General features: G+C 70.1%; 12 protein-coding genes. 1 reads left to right on the top strand and 11 read right to left on the bottom strand.

What is annotated here, in order from left to right; translation table 11 throughout:
* Positions 1–82 precede the first annotated feature (82 nt).
* Positions 83–253: a transposase gene (locus ACFV7R_RS35250; RefSeq protein ID WP_385271168.1), complete on the top strand. Its 171-nt coding sequence runs from the start codon at positions 83–85 to the stop codon at positions 251–253.
* A gap of 40 nt (positions 254–293) precedes the next feature.
* Here the strand turns inward: ACFV7R_RS35250 and ACFV7R_RS35255 are convergent, their stop codons facing one another.
* The 11 genes from ACFV7R_RS35255 to ACFV7R_RS35305 all read right to left on the bottom strand — a co-directional run bounded on the left by ACFV7R_RS35255 (position 294) and on the right by ACFV7R_RS35305 (position 14,438).
* Positions 294–2,579: a hydantoinase B/oxoprolinase family protein gene (locus ACFV7R_RS35255; RefSeq protein ID WP_385270982.1), complete on the bottom strand. Its 2,286-nt coding sequence runs from the start codon at positions 2,577–2,579 to the stop codon at positions 294–296.
* A gap of 3 nt (positions 2,580–2,582) precedes the next feature.
* Positions 2,583–4,697, bottom strand: a complete 2,115-nt coding sequence (locus ACFV7R_RS35260; RefSeq protein WP_385270985.1) for a hydantoinase/oxoprolinase family protein — start codon at positions 4,695–4,697, stop codon at positions 2,583–2,585.
* Between the two features lie 232 nt (positions 4,698–4,929).
* On the bottom strand, positions 4,930–5,691 hold the full coding sequence (locus ACFV7R_RS35265; RefSeq protein ID WP_385270987.1) for an SDR family NAD(P)-dependent oxidoreductase: 762 nt from the start codon (positions 5,689–5,691) through the stop codon (positions 4,930–4,932).
* Positions 5,692–5,763: 72 nt separating this feature from the next.
* Positions 5,764–6,936 (bottom strand): alpha-hydroxy acid oxidase, encoded by a 1,173-nt coding sequence (locus ACFV7R_RS35270; RefSeq protein ID WP_385270990.1) that lies wholly within the window; start codon positions 6,934–6,936, stop codon positions 5,764–5,766.
* A gap of 19 nt (positions 6,937–6,955) precedes the next feature.
* Positions 6,956–7,786: an ABC transporter permease gene (locus ACFV7R_RS35275; RefSeq protein WP_385270993.1), complete on the bottom strand. Its 831-nt coding sequence runs from the start codon at positions 7,784–7,786 to the stop codon at positions 6,956–6,958.
* 23 nt (positions 7,787–7,809) lie between these two features.
* On the bottom strand, positions 7,810–8,685 hold the full coding sequence (locus tag ACFV7R_RS35280; RefSeq protein WP_385270996.1) for an ABC transporter ATP-binding protein: 876 nt from the start codon (positions 8,683–8,685) through the stop codon (positions 7,810–7,812).
* A gap of 82 nt (positions 8,686–8,767) precedes the next feature.
* Positions 8,768–9,811: an ABC transporter substrate-binding protein gene (locus ACFV7R_RS35285; protein ID WP_385270999.1), complete on the bottom strand. Its 1,044-nt coding sequence runs from the start codon at positions 9,809–9,811 to the stop codon at positions 8,768–8,770.
* Positions 9,812–9,890: 79 nt separating this feature from the next.
* A complete protein-coding gene (locus tag ACFV7R_RS35290) occupies positions 9,891–11,573 on the bottom strand; it encodes an FAD-dependent oxidoreductase (RefSeq protein ID WP_385271002.1) in 1,683 nt (560 codons plus the stop codon).
* Positions 11,574–11,613: 40 nt separating this feature from the next.
* Positions 11,614–12,651, bottom strand: a complete 1,038-nt coding sequence (locus ACFV7R_RS35295; RefSeq protein WP_385271005.1) for an ABC transporter substrate-binding protein — start codon at positions 12,649–12,651, stop codon at positions 11,614–11,616.
* 175 nt (positions 12,652–12,826) lie between these two features.
* Positions 12,827–13,603: an SDR family NAD(P)-dependent oxidoreductase gene (locus tag ACFV7R_RS35300; protein ID WP_385271008.1), complete on the bottom strand. Its 777-nt coding sequence runs from the start codon at positions 13,601–13,603 to the stop codon at positions 12,827–12,829.
* Positions 13,604–13,646: 43 nt separating this feature from the next.
* Entirely contained in the window at positions 13,647–14,438 is a 792-nt protein-coding gene (locus ACFV7R_RS35305) for an enoyl-CoA hydratase/isomerase family protein (protein WP_385271011.1), read from the bottom strand.
* Positions 14,439–14,512: the final 74 nt, after the last annotated feature.

The following is a 14,512-nucleotide window of genomic DNA, read 5'->3' on the forward strand; positions in this document are numbered from 1 at the left end:
GTCTCAACGCTGTACGCTCCCACCTCGCTCGCATGCCGCTCGTATTCGAGCAGCTCGACCATGAGAGCAACCAATCGGCGCTCTGCGAAGGCAAGTTCCGCCTCGTCATGGATGCCATGGCTCAGCGAGGCGACCCGGTCGGCACGACGCCGAGTTTCGCGAGGGGGCCGTGCGGTTCGTCACCGAGACCGGAAAACCGATTGCTGAGGTCCCGCGGGACTTGGGGGTGAAGGAGGCCGCCTTGGGCAGCTGAGTCGCCCGCTCCCGCAGGGCCGGAGGGGAGGGCCGGTGACTCAGGTGAGGGACGCGGCCGCCTCTGCCTCCCGCTGGGCGCGCCAGACCGACAGCGGGCGGAAGTTCCAGCGCGGGGGCTCGTCCGGCAGGGCGACCTCGGTCTCGGCCTGGACTCCGCAGCCGGGGCAGAAGTACTGCCGGTAGTACAGGTCGGCCCGCTCGCGGATGGGGCTGTGGATGGCGCCCGGGCCGATCTCGGCCTGCCGGAAGGCGGCGTGCCACTTCCAGTTGTCCCGCGCGTCGCAGAACACGTGCCCGCAGGTGCGGCACTGGACGCCGTTCTCCGCCACCTCCAGGTATTCGCCCAGCACTTGGGGCGTTTCGCGGTCCGCCGAGCCGCCCGGGGCGGGCGGGTTCTGCGCCCGCAGTGCGGGCAGTGCCTCGGCGGTGACCGGGAGGGCGGCGCGCTGCCGCTTCAACTCCATGCGGCGGCGGACGGTGGCCGCAGTGTCCGGGGCGCCGCCGGGGGCGAGCACCGCGCCGTAGGCGTCGCGGGCGGTTGCGGGGGAGACGAACCCGCGGCGCAGGTCCTCCGCGACCTCCTCCACCGGCCGGTCCAGCGGATCGCCGTAGCCCGGTCCTCCGGTGGCCCGCATGTAGTAACCGTCATCCGCGTGGATGACCAGGCCCTTGGCACGGGTCGGGGTGTGCTCGGCCCGCTCCGCGTACGCGCGCACGGGCAGCGGCTCGCCACGGCGCCACCGGTCGCGGACGTCACCGAGGATGCCGCGGGCGAACCGCAACGAGGACCCGGCACCGGACTGGCCGCCGGAGACGGCCGAGGAGGGGGTGCTGAGTCGGTTGTGGAAGACCACGGTGTCCCACTTCGGGGTGTCCCACGGCACGCACAGCGATTCCAGGGCGAGCCCGCCACGGTGGCGTCCGGCGCCCCCGGTGTCCGGGGCGAAGGCCCGCTGCAGGAACAGGACCGGGCTCTGCAACTCGTAGTCCTCGATGTTCGCGGTGAACGAGCCGACAGTCTGCACGCCCATCATCGCCGGCTCCCCGTCGCGGAACGGCATCGCCGAGGCCCCTCCGGAACCGGCGGTGAAAACGTTGAAGAACCACGGTTCGCCGTACTGGTTGGTGCAGTGCAGCCAGGCGAACGTCCAGCTGCCCCACGGCCCGGTCCGCCGCTGCTGGTGCTCTTCGTGCCCGGCGATCATGTAGTTGAGCGCCTCCAGGATGGCGTCGGTGCCGAACCAGGCGCCGTAGATCGTCGCTCCGGAGATCGGGGCGGGCTTGATCGCGTTGACCAGGGTCCCGCGTGGGGACTCGATCGTCACCGGGTGCATCAGGCCCTCGTTGAACGGGATGTCGGGGGCCAGTACGGTCGCAAGCGCGGCGACCACGTTGCCGGTGGAGCCGACCTCAGCGCTGTTGAGGATGCCGGGGGCCTGCGAATCGGTGCCGGTGTAGTCGAACGTGATCCGCTCGCCCTCCTTCACCACCTGCATCCGGATCGTGTAGACCCGGTCCTCGACGCCGTCGTGCTCCATGTGCGCCGCGCCCTCGTACACGCCGTCGGGGAGGGCGGCGAGGCGCTCACGCATCGCGTTGTCCGACTGCTGGATCTGCCCGGCGTGCACCGCGCGGACCCGGGCGGCACCGTGCTGGGCGAACAGGGCCTCCATCCGCTCCCGGCCGATCCACGTGGCGCCCATCAGCGCCTTGAGGTCGATCCCGGTCCGCTCGGGCAGCCGGACGTTGGTGAGGAACGCATCGACGAGGTCACCGCGGTATTCGCCGCGTTCGTAGAACTTCACCGGGGTGAAGCGGATGTTCTCCCCGAAGCACTCCATCGGCTCCACGGAGAACCCGCCGGGCACGGCGCCGCCGACGTCCGTGACGTGCGCGGACACCCCGACCCAGGCCGACAGCTCGCCGTCGGTGAAGACCGGGGCCACCACGACCACGTCGGAGGAGTGCAGCCCGCCGCCGCCGTAGGGGTCGTTGCAGAAGATCATGTCGCCGGGGTGGATGTCGTCGCCGTAGCGGCGCAGCGACGCACGGACGGTGTTGGAGACCGCGTAGCCCATCTGCAGGGACCAGGCGATGCTGGTAAGGATGTTGCCCTCGGCGTCCAGGCAGCCGCAGGCGAAGTCGGACGCGCCGACGAACAGCGGCGAGCCGGAGAGGTTGACCACCGCGCGGCCCATCTCGCGGTTCAGGGTGAGCTCGTAGTTGTAGATGATCTGCGACAGGACCGGGTCCCAGTCCCCGGAGACGCCGGTGCCCCGGCTGCCACTGCTTTCGGTGGTGGTACGGGCGGTGGAGATCGTCATGGGTCAGTCCTCCCGCTTGTCCTGCGACTGCTTCGGTCCGGCCTGCTCGAGAACGACGTTGCCGTAGGCGTCGACGGCGGCGGTGAATCCGGTCGGGACCAGGACGTTGGTGTCCGGATACTCGATCAGCGCCGGCTCCTCGGCCCGGGCTCCCGGGGTGGAGGCGGTGCCGTCGTAGACGGCGATCTCTGACAGCTCCGCGCTGCCGAGGTCCGCGGCCGCAAGCCGGGAACCCTTGCGGGCGAAGCCGCCGCTGGTGCCGTTGCCCGGCGCCGCGGCGGCAGGGCGGCGGATCCGGCCGATGCCGGTGACGCTGTAGTTCTTCAGCGTGTAGCCGCTTTCCGGGGAAGCGGCGCCGGGACCGTAGACGGCGCGGTACCGCTCGTCGAACTCAGCGACCAAGGCGGCGATGTCGTCGTGGCCGAGCGGGCGGGCCGGGGCGTCGATCTGGAAGTTGAGGATCTGCCCGAGATAGGACATCTCCAGCCCGTACTGCACGATCCGGTCCGCCTCCGGGACATCGTGCTGGGCCAGGTCCGCGCGGGCCCGGCCGTCCAGCTCGGCCAGGATGCCGTTGACGCTCTTGAGCGCCTCGTCGACCAGCACGCCCCCGGCGGCCACCGGGACCGTGGCCGTCTTGGTGTAGCTGTAGACCAGGTCGCTGCTGATCAGCCCGGCCGCAGAGAAGACGGACGCCATCGTCGGTACGATGACCTTGCGGATGCCCAGGTCGGCGGCGACGGCGGCGCAGTGCAGGCCGCCCGCTCCGCCGAAGGACACCAGCGCGAAGTTGCGCGGGTCCAGGCCGGCGAAGACGGTGCGCAGCCGGATGGCGTCGGCCATCACGGAGTTGACGACCCGGAACATGCCGTGCGCGGTGGCGACCTGGGACAGCCCGGCCCCCTCGCCGAGCTCGGCGACCGCCCGCTCGGCCGAGGCGCGGTCCAGGGCGACGCGGCCGCCGAGGAAGTAGCCGGGGTCGATCAGGCCCAGCACCACATTGGCGTCGGTCACCGACGCCTCCGTGCCGCCTGCCCCGTAGCACGCCGGGCCCGGGACGGCGCCCGCGCTGCGCGGCCCGGTCCGCAGCGCACCATCCACGCCCACCCAGCCGAGCGAGCCGCCCCCCGCCCCGACGGACGTGACATCGATCATCGGGATGGCCAGAGCCTGCCGGTCGAGCCGCTGCAGGGAGGTGGTCTGGATCCGGCCCTGGTGGATGAGGGCGACGTCGGTGCTGGTGCCGCCCATGTCGAAGGTGATGAGGTTCTGCTCTCCGAGCCGCTCGCCCAGGTGGTGGGCAGCGACAACTCCTGCCGCCGGCCCGGAGTACACCGTCTGAGCGGCGGCGGTGACCGCGCCGGCAATGCTGGCGGCACCGCCGTCGGACTTCATCAGCAGGATGGGGTGGCCGAGCCCGCCGTCGCGCAGATCCTGGTCGAGCCGCTCGGCGTAGCGCTTGAGGGCCGGGCCCGCGTAGGCGTTGATCGCGGTGGTGCTGGTGCGCTCGTACTCGCCGAGGATGGGGCAGGACTCCGCCGAGATGGACACATACGCGTCCGGGGCCATCGCCAGGATGAGCTCCTTGGCCCGCCGCTCGTGCTCCGCGTTGCGGAAGGACCACAGGAAGCAGACGGCGAACGAGCGGACGCCCTGGTCCAGGAGGTGCTGGACCCCCTGCTTGAGGTCGTCCTCGTTGAGCGGGGCCACTACCCGGCCCGCGTAGTCGACCCGCTCGGTGACCTCGACGGTATCGCTGGCAGCGACCAGCGGCACCGGGTGGGTGACCTTGGACGGATCCTGCTCCTGGCCGCGGTACTGCCGGGCCAGGGGGTAGGTGTCGGCGAAGCCGCGGGTGGTCACCAGCCCGACCCGCTCGCCGGTGCGGGTCAGCACCACGTTGGTGGTGACGGTGGTGCCGTGGACGAAGTGGCCGGTCGCCTCGAGCAGTTCCCCGCGGCTCATCTCCAGGTCGGCGGCGGCCAGCTCCAGCGCGGCGAGTACGCCCGCGCCGAAGTCCGGCGGCGTGCTCGAGGCCTTCCAGGTTCGCCTGGACCCCGTGTCGTCCTCGAGGACGAGGTCGGTGAACGTCCCTCCGATATCCACTCCGATACGCATATACGGCTCTCCCTGACGGTCGGTTCGGACCATGGACCAGACGTCGTACAAGAACCCAGGCAGCCCCACCGCTTCCCGGCAGGCCAGGCCACCGGGCTCCGTGACACCCCTATAACTGGCTGGCATCATTGACGTTTATCGTCGATAATCAGAAATCGCCCACGAGGCGCCCGAGACACCCGCGCGGTGGCGCCGGGGACCGCGGCGCGGAGCACCAGGGCACAGGCCCCGGTCAGGACTGCGTGCGCGGACCGAACCCCGCGGTCATCCCGCCGTCGACCGTGAAGTCCCCACCGGTCAGGTAGGTGCTGCCGTCGCTGGCCAGGTAAACCGCGAGATCGGCGACCTCAACGGGCGTGCCGATCCGCTGCAGAGGCAGGAAGTCGTAGAAGTCGTCGCTCCTGCCCGGCCCGGCCACCGCGTGCAGCATCGGCGAATCGATATAGCCGGGATGGATCGCGTTCACCCGGATCCCGTACCGCCCCAACTCCAGCGCCGCGCTCTTGGAAAGCCCCCGCAGCCCCCACTTCGATGCGCTGTAGGCGCTCGCACCCCGCCCGCCGACGAGAGCCAGCACCGAGCAGATGTTCACGATCGAGCCGCCGCCCGCCGCCCGCATCGGCTCGGTGACCGCCCGTATCCCGAGGAGGGCGCCGACCAGGTTCACCTGCAGCATCCTGGCGAAGTCGTCAGCCGACTCGGACTCGATCCCCCGCTGCCAGTGCACGCCGGCGTTGTTGACCAGGATCCGCAGCGGTGGCCATCCGGAGTCCAGGGTCCCGATCGCGGACGCCCAGTCCTTCTCGACGCCCACGTCAAGCCGGACGAAGCGCGCCCGCTCCCCCAGTTCACGGGCCAACTCCCGTCCCTTGTCCTCCAGCACGTCGGCGATCAGGACATGGGCGCCGGCCTCGACGAACCGCCGGACCTCGGCCTCCCCCTGCCCCTGGGCGCCTCCCGTGATGAGCGCTGTCCGCCCGTCCAACCTGTGCATGCTGTGTCCCTCCACGTTCGGAATCCTGGTTCTCCTCGTTCCACGCCGACGGAACAGCGGCCCCGGGGGCCGTCAGCGCCGGGGCGCGATGTCCGCCCGGCTCAGCTCGCCCACCCGGGCCCTCCCCATCATCGTCATGCCGCGGACCATCTCCTCCCTGAAGATCCGCAGCACGTCGGCGACCCCCTCGGCGCCCCCGCCGGCCAGCCCGTAGACGAGAGGACGGCCGACCAGGCAGGCGTCCGCACCGAGCGCGAGGGCGATGATGACGTCCGAGCCGGTCCTGATCCCGCCGTCGACCAGCACCTCAGCCCGGTCCCCGATCCGCTCGGCGATCGCGGGCAGGGCCCGCAGGGTGGGCTGCACCGCATTCAGCTGGCGCCCGCCGTGGTTGGACACAACGACGCCGTCCGCGCCCAGGTCCACGACTCGCTGGGCGTCGTCGGGGTGCATGACCCCCTTGACCAGCAGCGGCCCTGTCCAGCGCGACCGGATCCACTCCAGGTCGGCCCAGCCGATGTCCGCGGTGAGGTTGGCCGACTGGATCTCGACGGATTCGAAGCCGCCCCGGCTCCCGGAGTCCGGTTCGAGGTTGCGCAGCGTTGTACGCCGGTGTCGCAGGTAGCCGTAGGTCCAGCGCGGCCGGGTCGCGGCGTTCAGGACCCGGGCCGGGGTGAGCGTCGGCGGGAGCGCCATTCCCGTGCGCCGCTCCCGGAGCCGGTTGCCGTAGACGGGTACGTCGACGGTCACGAACAGCGCGGCGAAGCCGCTGTCTTGGGCCCGGTCCATCAGCGACGCCATCAGGCCGCGGTCCCGCCACGGATACAGCTGGAACCAGTGATGTTCGGCGGTCCCCTGCGCGACCTCTTCGATCGAATACGCTGACGCGCTGCTGAGCACCAGCCGCGTCCCGGCGTCTTCGGCCGCCTTTGCCGCGCCGAGGTCGCCGTGCCAGTGGGCGGCGCCCGCGAGGCCGGTGGGCGCGAGGACGACGGGCAGGTCGAGCGAGGTGCCCGCGACCTTCACCCTGAGGTCGACGTCCGAGGTCGTGGTGAGCACCCGCTGGTGCAGGTACCACTCCTCGTAGGCCGCCCGGTTCTCGCGCAGCGTCCGCTCGTCGTCGGCACCGTTCTCGATGTACGCCCACACCATCTCGGGAACCCGGCCGCGCGCCCGCTTCCGCCAGCCCTCCACACTCAGCGGCGCGGTGCGCCCGGCGAGCCGGAATCGGAATTTCTTGGCCATGTCCGCCGCACCCCCGCCGTCAGGTCTGCTGCCACCTCAGCAGCCACCGCTCCAGCAGTGTGAACAGCCAGTTCATGACGATCGCGACGGCCATCAGCTCAACCAGGATCGCGAAGACCGTGTTGATCTGGTATGAGGACGAGTACAGCACGATGTCCTGCCCCAGGCCGCCGGTGGCCGCGACCATCTCGGACGCCACGACACCCAGCAGGGCGTACGTGAAGGTCAGCCGGAGCCCTGCCATCATCGTCGGCACTGCCGACGGCAGCACCACCTTGAGCAGCAGTGTGGACCGCTTGAGACCGACCACGCGCGCCATGGTCATCAGGTCCGCGTCCACCGACCGCACCGCGGAGCGTGCGTTCTCGGCCAGGATGAAGAACACGATGCTGACCGCCAGGACCACCTTCGCGGTGAGGGTCAGCCCGAACCAGGCGATGAACAACGGCGCGAGAGCGATACGGGGAATGCTGTTGACCGGCGCCAGGAACGGGCCGACGATCGCGTTCAGCGTGGGGCTCAGCCCCAGGACGAGGCCGGCGACCGTACCCGACACCGAACCGATCACAAACGAGACAGCAACCGCCGCACCGGTGTCCTTCAGCGACGTCAGGGCCTTCTCCGACGGCAGGTAGTCCACCACCGCCTGCCAGACGCCGCTGGGCCGCCCGAAGAGCGTCTCGTCGACCCAGCCCTGGCGGGACGCGGTCTCCCACAGGGCCAGGAAGCCGACGCACAGCAGCATCCGCGCGGCGTAGATGAACGCCTTCGACTGCACCAGCCCGGGACGCTTGGAAGTCTTCTTCTCGGCCGGGCCCGCGACCGTCGCGGCCGGCCTCTCGGTGGTCATGGTCATGGTCACGGTCAGGCCCTTCAGCTCGCGACCTGGCCGGCCCGGTCGCCTATGGCGCCCTCGAGCCGCTCGAACAGGTCATGGGTAGTGCGCTTGAACTCATCCGTGAACTGAATCTCACTCAAATGCTCAGCGCGCGGGCGGGGCAGGTCGATGACGCGGTCCTCGGCGATTCGGCCCGGGTTCGGCAGCATGACGATCACCCGGTCGGCCAGCAGCACGGCCTCCTGGAGGTCATGCGTGACGAAGATGACCGTCTTGCGCTTGTCGCTGCCCTGGTGCTGCTCCCAGATCCGCAGGAACTCCGCCTGCAGGGTGAGCTTGGTTCGGGCATCCAGCGCGGCGAACGGCTCGTCCATGAGCAGGATCGAGGGGTCCGCGGCCAGCGTCCGGGCCAGCGCGACCCGCTGCCGCATGCCCTGCGAGAGCTGCAGCCGGTACTGGGACTCGCGGCCCTTGAGCCCGACCAGGTCGAGCATCTCCCGGGCCCGGTCCTCGCGCTTCTTGCGGTCCCAGCCGCGGGTCTCCAGCGGCAGCTCGACGTTTTTACGAGCACTGCGCCACGGCAACAGCGCATCCCGGGCGAACATGTAGCCGATGTCCATGTTCGGCAGCTCCGGCGTCCTGCCCGCCAGGCTGACCTCACCTCGCGTGGGGGCCACCAGGCCTGCGAGCATGTTGAGCAACGTCGTCTTGCCGCAGCCACTCGCGCCCACGAGCGCGACGAACTGGCCGGCCTGGATCTCGATGTCAATGCCCTGGAGTGCCATGAGCTCGCGGCTGCCTGTGGCCGAGCCGTTCGCGGCCCGCTGCCCCTGCAGCCGGAACACCTGGCTGACGTCCTTGAAGGAGATCAGCGGTGAAGTTCCGGGTGCGGCGGTGGGTTCGACCGTCATGGTCGACCTCCGTTCAGTCTTGGCTGCAATCGTCATACCGGTGGGCCCTTCGGCGCGGCCCGGCGCCGCACCCGCCTGCCCGTCAGCCCTTGGGTTCCACCACCAGGGACTCGTAGGTCGGGTCGGGCTGGGCCTTGAGGATGCCGAGCTCGACGTAGGCGTCGAGGGTCTTCTCGAGCCTGCCCTTGTCCAGCTTGGTGGTGTAGTCGCCGTATGCCTGCTCGATAGTGAGCTTGGCGACCGGCGGTGTCACACCGGCGTCCTTGACCAGCATGTTCTGGCTGGCCTCGGCGTTGGCCGGGTCCTTGATGAAGGCCAGCGCCTCGCCGATGGCGTCGCAGAAGGCCCGGGCTGCCTCGGGCCGCTCCTCCAGGAACGTGGTCGGGGCCACCCAGGCGCTGCCGTAGTAGTCCTTGTAGGCCGACGGGCCGTCCGGCATGTAGAGCAGTTCCTTGCCGGACCCGGCATCCTCGATGAACTGCGTGCCAGTCGGGTTGACCTGGGCCACATCGACGCTGCCGTTGCCGAGTGCCGCGATCGCGGCGCTGCTGCCGCCGCCGAGGTTCACGTACGTGACGTCCTTGACGCCCGCCTCTTCGAGCGCCGCGGCGAAGATCAGCTGGAGACCCGATCCGACGGGCGTCTGGATGCCGATCTTCTTGCCCTCCAGGGCCTTCAGCACCTCCTGCCAGGAGGCGCCCTCCTTCACCGAGGGCAGGTCGGAACCCTTGGGCGCCATCAGGGTGGTCTGCAGGACGTCGATGCCGCCGCAGAAGAAGGCGCCCTTGGAGCCGGCCTGCCAGCCCTGGGCTAGCGTGCCGACCGTCACTTGCCCGACGTCCGACTTGGTCGCCTCAAGCCCCTGCATGCCCTGCAGATTGGCCGGCTGCTCGGTGACCTCCAGCTCGATGCCGCGATCCTCGAAGTAGCCCTCCTGCTCGGCGATCTTCACCGGTAGCCGGTAGGACTGGGCCGGGAACATCATCACGCGGACGGTCTCCGCGCCCCGGCCGTCGGCCGACACCTGAGCGCCGCCGCCCCCGTCGTCGCCGCATGCGGCAAGCGCGGCAGTCGCCAGCACGCCGGCCGACGCGAGAGCGACGCGGGATCGGAACTTCCTACGCACTGCGAACCTCCACTCGGTGCCCGCGGACCGTGATCGATTGATGACCTACAATTTCACGTTCAACGGAAGATAACAATACTCATGCGCCCAACTCCTGCGCGACGGTGTAGGCCAGCGTCAGACCGCGGCTCAGAGCGAACCCACTGTTGTACCCGCTGCCCGCGGCAGTCAGAGCGGCGACCGATCCCACTGCGTGCAACCCGGGAATGATGTCCCCCTGTTCGTCCAACACATGGCCGGTCTCGTCGATGCGCACCCCGCTGGACCCGATGCCGGTGCCGAGGAAGCGCAGCCGCAGCCCGTGGAACGGCGGCTCGCAGACGGGGCCGAGCACCGGGTTCGGGGTGTGGGCGGCGTCGCCGTAGAAGCGCAGGACGTAGTCCAGGGACCCGCGGTCGAAGTCGGGGTCCTCGCCGCGCTCGGCGTGCTCGCTGAACGAGGCGGCGGTCTTCTCCAACTGGACGCCGTCGATTCCCAGGGCCTGCCCCAGCTCGCGAAGGGTGGGAGCGGAGGTGACCGTGCCCTCCGGGTAGTCGCCGCCTGGCTGGACGGCGCCCAGGCCGTACTTGCGGTGGTGCTGCTCGTCCCAGACGAGGAAGAACGGCAGGTGCGGGTCGTCCGGGTCGAGGGCCTTGGCGACGATGTCGACCCAGTACGAGTCGTTGCAGAAGCGGCGTCCGGTGCGGTCCACGATGATGGCGTGGGGCTTGGCGAACTCCGGCCCGTAGGCGAAACCGGCCCCCAGCGCCGACTCCCAGCCGGGCAGCATCGGAACGCTGGTGGGCGGGATCTTCGCCACCGCGCCGCCGACGGAGCGAGCGAGCGTGATGCCGTCGCCGCGCAGACTGTCCGGCGCGATGCTGCCGAAGTCGTCGGGACCGAGCCCGAGCAACTCCCGGACCAGGCCGGGGTTCCAGTCGTAGCTGCTCGTGGCGAGCACCACATGGCCGTGCAGCTCCACCGGACCGTGCCCGCCCCGCGCCCGTACGCCGCTGACACGGCCCTCATCGTCTCGGAGCAGTCCGGTCACGGGATGGGAGGTGAGGATCTCGATCGACTTCTCCTGGAGCGCCCGGGCCAGGAAGCTCGCAAACACTCCGGTGCCGAATGTCAGGGGGTCGGGCTCGTCCCCGCCGGCCGGCCCGGCGGTCTGCGCCGCCTCGCGGGTGAGGCCGAAGCCCTGCGCCTCCTCGTCGCGGGCGCGGCGGTCGCCGCTGTCGTCGCCGCTGACCCTGCGGCCCTCGACGAACATCTCCGCGTATGTGGTCCCCACGGGGAAGTACGGGCTCACCCGGATGCGCTGCCGCCAGTCGCCGAGGGCCCGGCCGTCGATGACCTGGTTGGTGAGGTAGCGCCCGGCTCCGAGGGCGCCGTCCGCCTCGGCGTGGTAGTCGGCCAGGCCCGGGATCACCGTCCAGCGGATGGCGCCGATGTCCTCCCAGTAGCGCATCGCCTCGGGCGCCACGGTCAGCCAGTGGTCCATCGCGCGCGGGTCGAGCGCTTCCGGCGCGGCGTGCGCGATGTCGCGCACATACCGTTCGGTCAGTTCGCGGCTGTCGTCCTCGATGCCTTCGCGCCGGGCCACGTGGTTGTCGCCGACCCAGACCTGGCCGCCGGAGTAGGCCGCGGCCCCGCCCACGAGGCCGGCCGCTTCGAGGACGGTGACGGAGCACCCGCGCAGGGCCGCTCCAATGGCGGTCGCGATCCCGGAGAGGCCCGCGCCGACGACGATGACGTTCCTGCCGTCCGGGGTTGAAGGCATGCCGAAGTCTCCTGTTCGTTGAGAGAGTGACTGGCCGGGCTTACGGGGAGACCACAAGGGTGTCGTAGGACGGCTCCGGCTGGGCCTTGAGAATGCCGAGGTCGACATAGGTGTCGAACGTCCTCTCCAGCCTGGCCTTGTCGAGCTCGGTGGAGTGGTCGTCGTAGGTCTGCTCCACCACCAACTGGGCGACCTCCGGGGTCACCCCGGTGTCCTCGGCGAGGATCGACGCGCTGGCCTCGGTGTTGGCGGGGTCCTGGATGAACTCCAGGGCCTCCCCCATGACGTCGCAGAACGCCTTCGCCGCCTCGGGCCGCCCCTTGAGGAACTCCGTCGGCGCCACCCAGCCGCTGCCGTACAGGCTCTTGTACGTCTCGGGGCCGTCCGGCAGGTACACCAGCGGCTTGCCGGAGTCCGCGTCCAGCATGAACTGCGTTCCCGTCGGGGAGATCTGCGCCGCGTCGACGCTCCCGTTGCCGAGGGCGGCGACGACCGCGCTGGGGGCCGTGCCGATGTTCACATACGTCACGTCGGTGACCCCGGCCTCCTTGAGGGCGGCGGCGAAGAGCAGTTGCACGCCCGATCCGACCGGGGTCTGGATGCCGATCTTCTTGCCCTCCAGGGCCCTCAGCACCTCCTGCCAGGAGGCACCTTCGCCGGTGGAGGGGAGCTTGGAGTTCTTCGCCGCCATCAACGTGGTCTGGATGACGTCGAGAGCGCCGCAGAAGTACGCGCCCTCGGTTCCGGCCTGGTAGCCCTGGGCGAGCGTGCTCACCGAGACCTGGCCGATGTCGGAGCTGGTGGCCTCCAGGCCCTGCATCCCCTGCAGGTTGGTCGGCTGCTCGGTGATCTCCAGCTTGATGCCGCGCTTCTCGAAGAGGCCCTGCTCCTGCCCGACCAGCACCGGGAGCCGGTACGCCTGGGCGGGGAACATCATGACCTTCAGCGTCTCCTGGTTCCTGCCGTCCCCGGCCGATGCCGTCTGCGCGGTGTCGTCGCCACCGCCGCACGCGGCAACCGCGGCGACCAGCAGGCCGGCCGCGGCGAGGGCGATGCGGGACTGCGGCTTTCTGCGCACTGCGAACCTCCATGCTCCGTTCGAGTTCCACGTGATCCACATCACGTAACGTTCAGCATTTCACGTTGAACGGTAGATAACAACGCTTGGGGTAGCCGAACCGCCCCGGGACAGCAGCCGGGCAGGCCACTCCGCGGAGGGCCTGCCCGGTGTTCTCCCGTGCGACTGCGCGATTTCAGTGCAGGGTCCATCCGCCGTCGACCGGCAGAGTGATCCCGGTGATGTACGAGCCCGCGTCCGACGCGAGCAGCAGCAGCGCGCCGTAGAGCTCGTGCGTCTCCCCCACCCGGCCCAGCGGCGTGCGGGCCAGCACCTTGCTCGTGCCGACCTCGGTCTCCAGGAGCGGGCCGGTCAGCTCGGAGGCGAAGAAGCTCGGCGCGAGCGAGTTGACCCGGATCCCGTACCGGGCCGACCACTGCATGGCCAGGTCTCGGGTCATCCCGTTCATCCCGGCCTTGGAGGAGGAGTAGGCCACCTGCGGGATGTCCCCGCCGCCGATGCCCAGCGCAGACGATACGTTGACGATCGAACCGCCGTGCTTGGCCTTGATGCAGGCGCGGCCGAACGCCTGGGCCATGTAGTAGGCCCCGGTCAAGTTGATGCCGATGACACGGTTGAAGTCCGCCGGGTCCTCCTTGTGCGCGGGGGCGGCGTGGCCTACGCCCGCATTGTTCACCAGGACGTGCGCGCCGCCGAGTTGCTCGACCGCCGCGGCGACCAGGGCGTCGCAGTCCTCGGCCTTGGAGACATCGGTGGGGACGGCGATGCAGCGCCGGCCAGTCGCGCGGATCTTGTCCCTGACCTCTTCCAGGCGGCCGACGCGACGGGCGCCGAGCACCACGTCGGCACCGGCGTCGGCCAGCGCCTCGGCGAAGCCGACACCGAGGCCGGAGGATGCGCCGGTGACGATCGCGACCTTGCCGTCGAGCCTGAACTGGTCCAACACACTCATGCGTGCCTCGATTCTCTGCGCGTGGGGTGGGCTGACGGGCCGGTCACTCGCCCCGGAACTGCGGGGTGCGGCGCTCCTCGAACGCCTTGCGGCCCTCGGTGACGTCGTCCGAGGCGAAGATCGCGGGCATGAGGTTCTCGCCCTCGCGGTAGTGGCCGCCCGCGGGCTTGTTCAGCGTCCACTTGGTGGCGGCGACAGCCAGCGGGGCTCGCTTGGCCATCCGGGTGGCCAGCGCGGTGTACTCCTCGACCAGGGACTCGTGCGGGACGACCTTGTTGACGAAGCCGAACTCGCGGGCCTCCTCGGCGCTGAGGTCGTCGGAGGTGTAGGCCATCCACGCCACCCGGCGGCGGCCGATCATGTCGATGCCGCGGGTGATGGTCACCGCGGGCACCAGGCCGTGGTTCATCTCGCGCAGGCCGAAGCGGGCCTTGTCCGAGGCGATGACCAGATCGCAGGCGAGCGCGATCTCGGTGCCGAAGCCGAAGGCGTAGCCGTTGACCGCGCCGATGACGACCTTGCCGAGGCGCTCGATCGCCTCGAAGGGGGCGTGGGCGAGGCGGATGAACTTGCGGCAGTTGCCCATGCTGTCGAAGGTCATCCCGCCGAGATCGGCGCCCGCGGAGAACGCCTTGCTGTTGCCGCCGGTCAGGACGACCGCGCGGACCCGGTCGTCGTCCTCGAAGGAGGTGATGGCCTCGGCCAGTTCACCGAAGAGCGTCGGGCTGCCGGCGTTGAGCACGTCGGGCCGGTGCAGGGTGACGACCGCGTAGCGGTCCGCCGGGTACTTCTCGACGTACAGCGTCTCCTTGTCGGTGCGCTCCATGTCAGCCATGTCTGTTCACTCCTCGGTGAGTACCGATTTCTCTTCTTACGTTCAACGTCAACTGTACAGCCCAACGCATGGCT

It is taken from the genome of Streptomyces sp. NPDC059866 (genome assembly GCF_042731325.1).
Taxonomy (GTDB): Bacteria; Actinomycetota; Actinomycetes; order Streptomycetales; family Streptomycetaceae; genus Streptomyces; species Streptomyces flavusporus.

Excerpts from the sequence above, each read along its gene's own strand:
- ACFV7R_RS35260 (WP_385270985.1), bottom strand. The coding sequence starts at position 4,697 with ATGCGTATCGGAGTGGATATCGGAGGGACGTTCACCGACCTCGTCCTC.
- ACFV7R_RS35255 (WP_385270982.1), bottom strand. The coding sequence starts at position 2,579 with ATGACGATCTCCACCGCCCGTACCACCACCGAAAGCAGTGGCAGCCGG.
- ACFV7R_RS35265 (WP_385270987.1), bottom strand. The coding sequence starts at position 5,691 with ATGCACAGGTTGGACGGGCGGACAGCGCTCATCACGGGAGGCGCCCAG.
- ACFV7R_RS35290 (WP_385271002.1), bottom strand. The coding sequence starts at position 11,573 with ATGCCTTCAACCCCGGACGGCAGGAACGTCATCGTCGTCGGCGCGGGC.
- ACFV7R_RS35300 (WP_385271008.1), bottom strand. The coding sequence starts at position 13,603 with ATGAGTGTGTTGGACCAGTTCAGGCTCGACGGCAAGGTCGCGATCGTC.
- ACFV7R_RS35275 (WP_385270993.1), bottom strand. The coding sequence starts at position 7,786 with ATGACCACCGAGAGGCCGGCCGCGACGGTCGCGGGCCCGGCCGAGAAG.
- ACFV7R_RS35305 (WP_385271011.1), bottom strand. The coding sequence starts at position 14,438 with ATGGCTGACATGGAGCGCACCGACAAGGAGACGCTGTACGTCGAGAAG.
- ACFV7R_RS35280 (WP_385270996.1), bottom strand. The coding sequence starts at position 8,685 with ATGACGGTCGAACCCACCGCCGCACCCGGAACTTCACCGCTGATCTCC.
- ACFV7R_RS35270 (WP_385270990.1), bottom strand. The coding sequence starts at position 6,936 with ATGGCCAAGAAATTCCGATTCCGGCTCGCCGGGCGCACCGCGCCGCTG.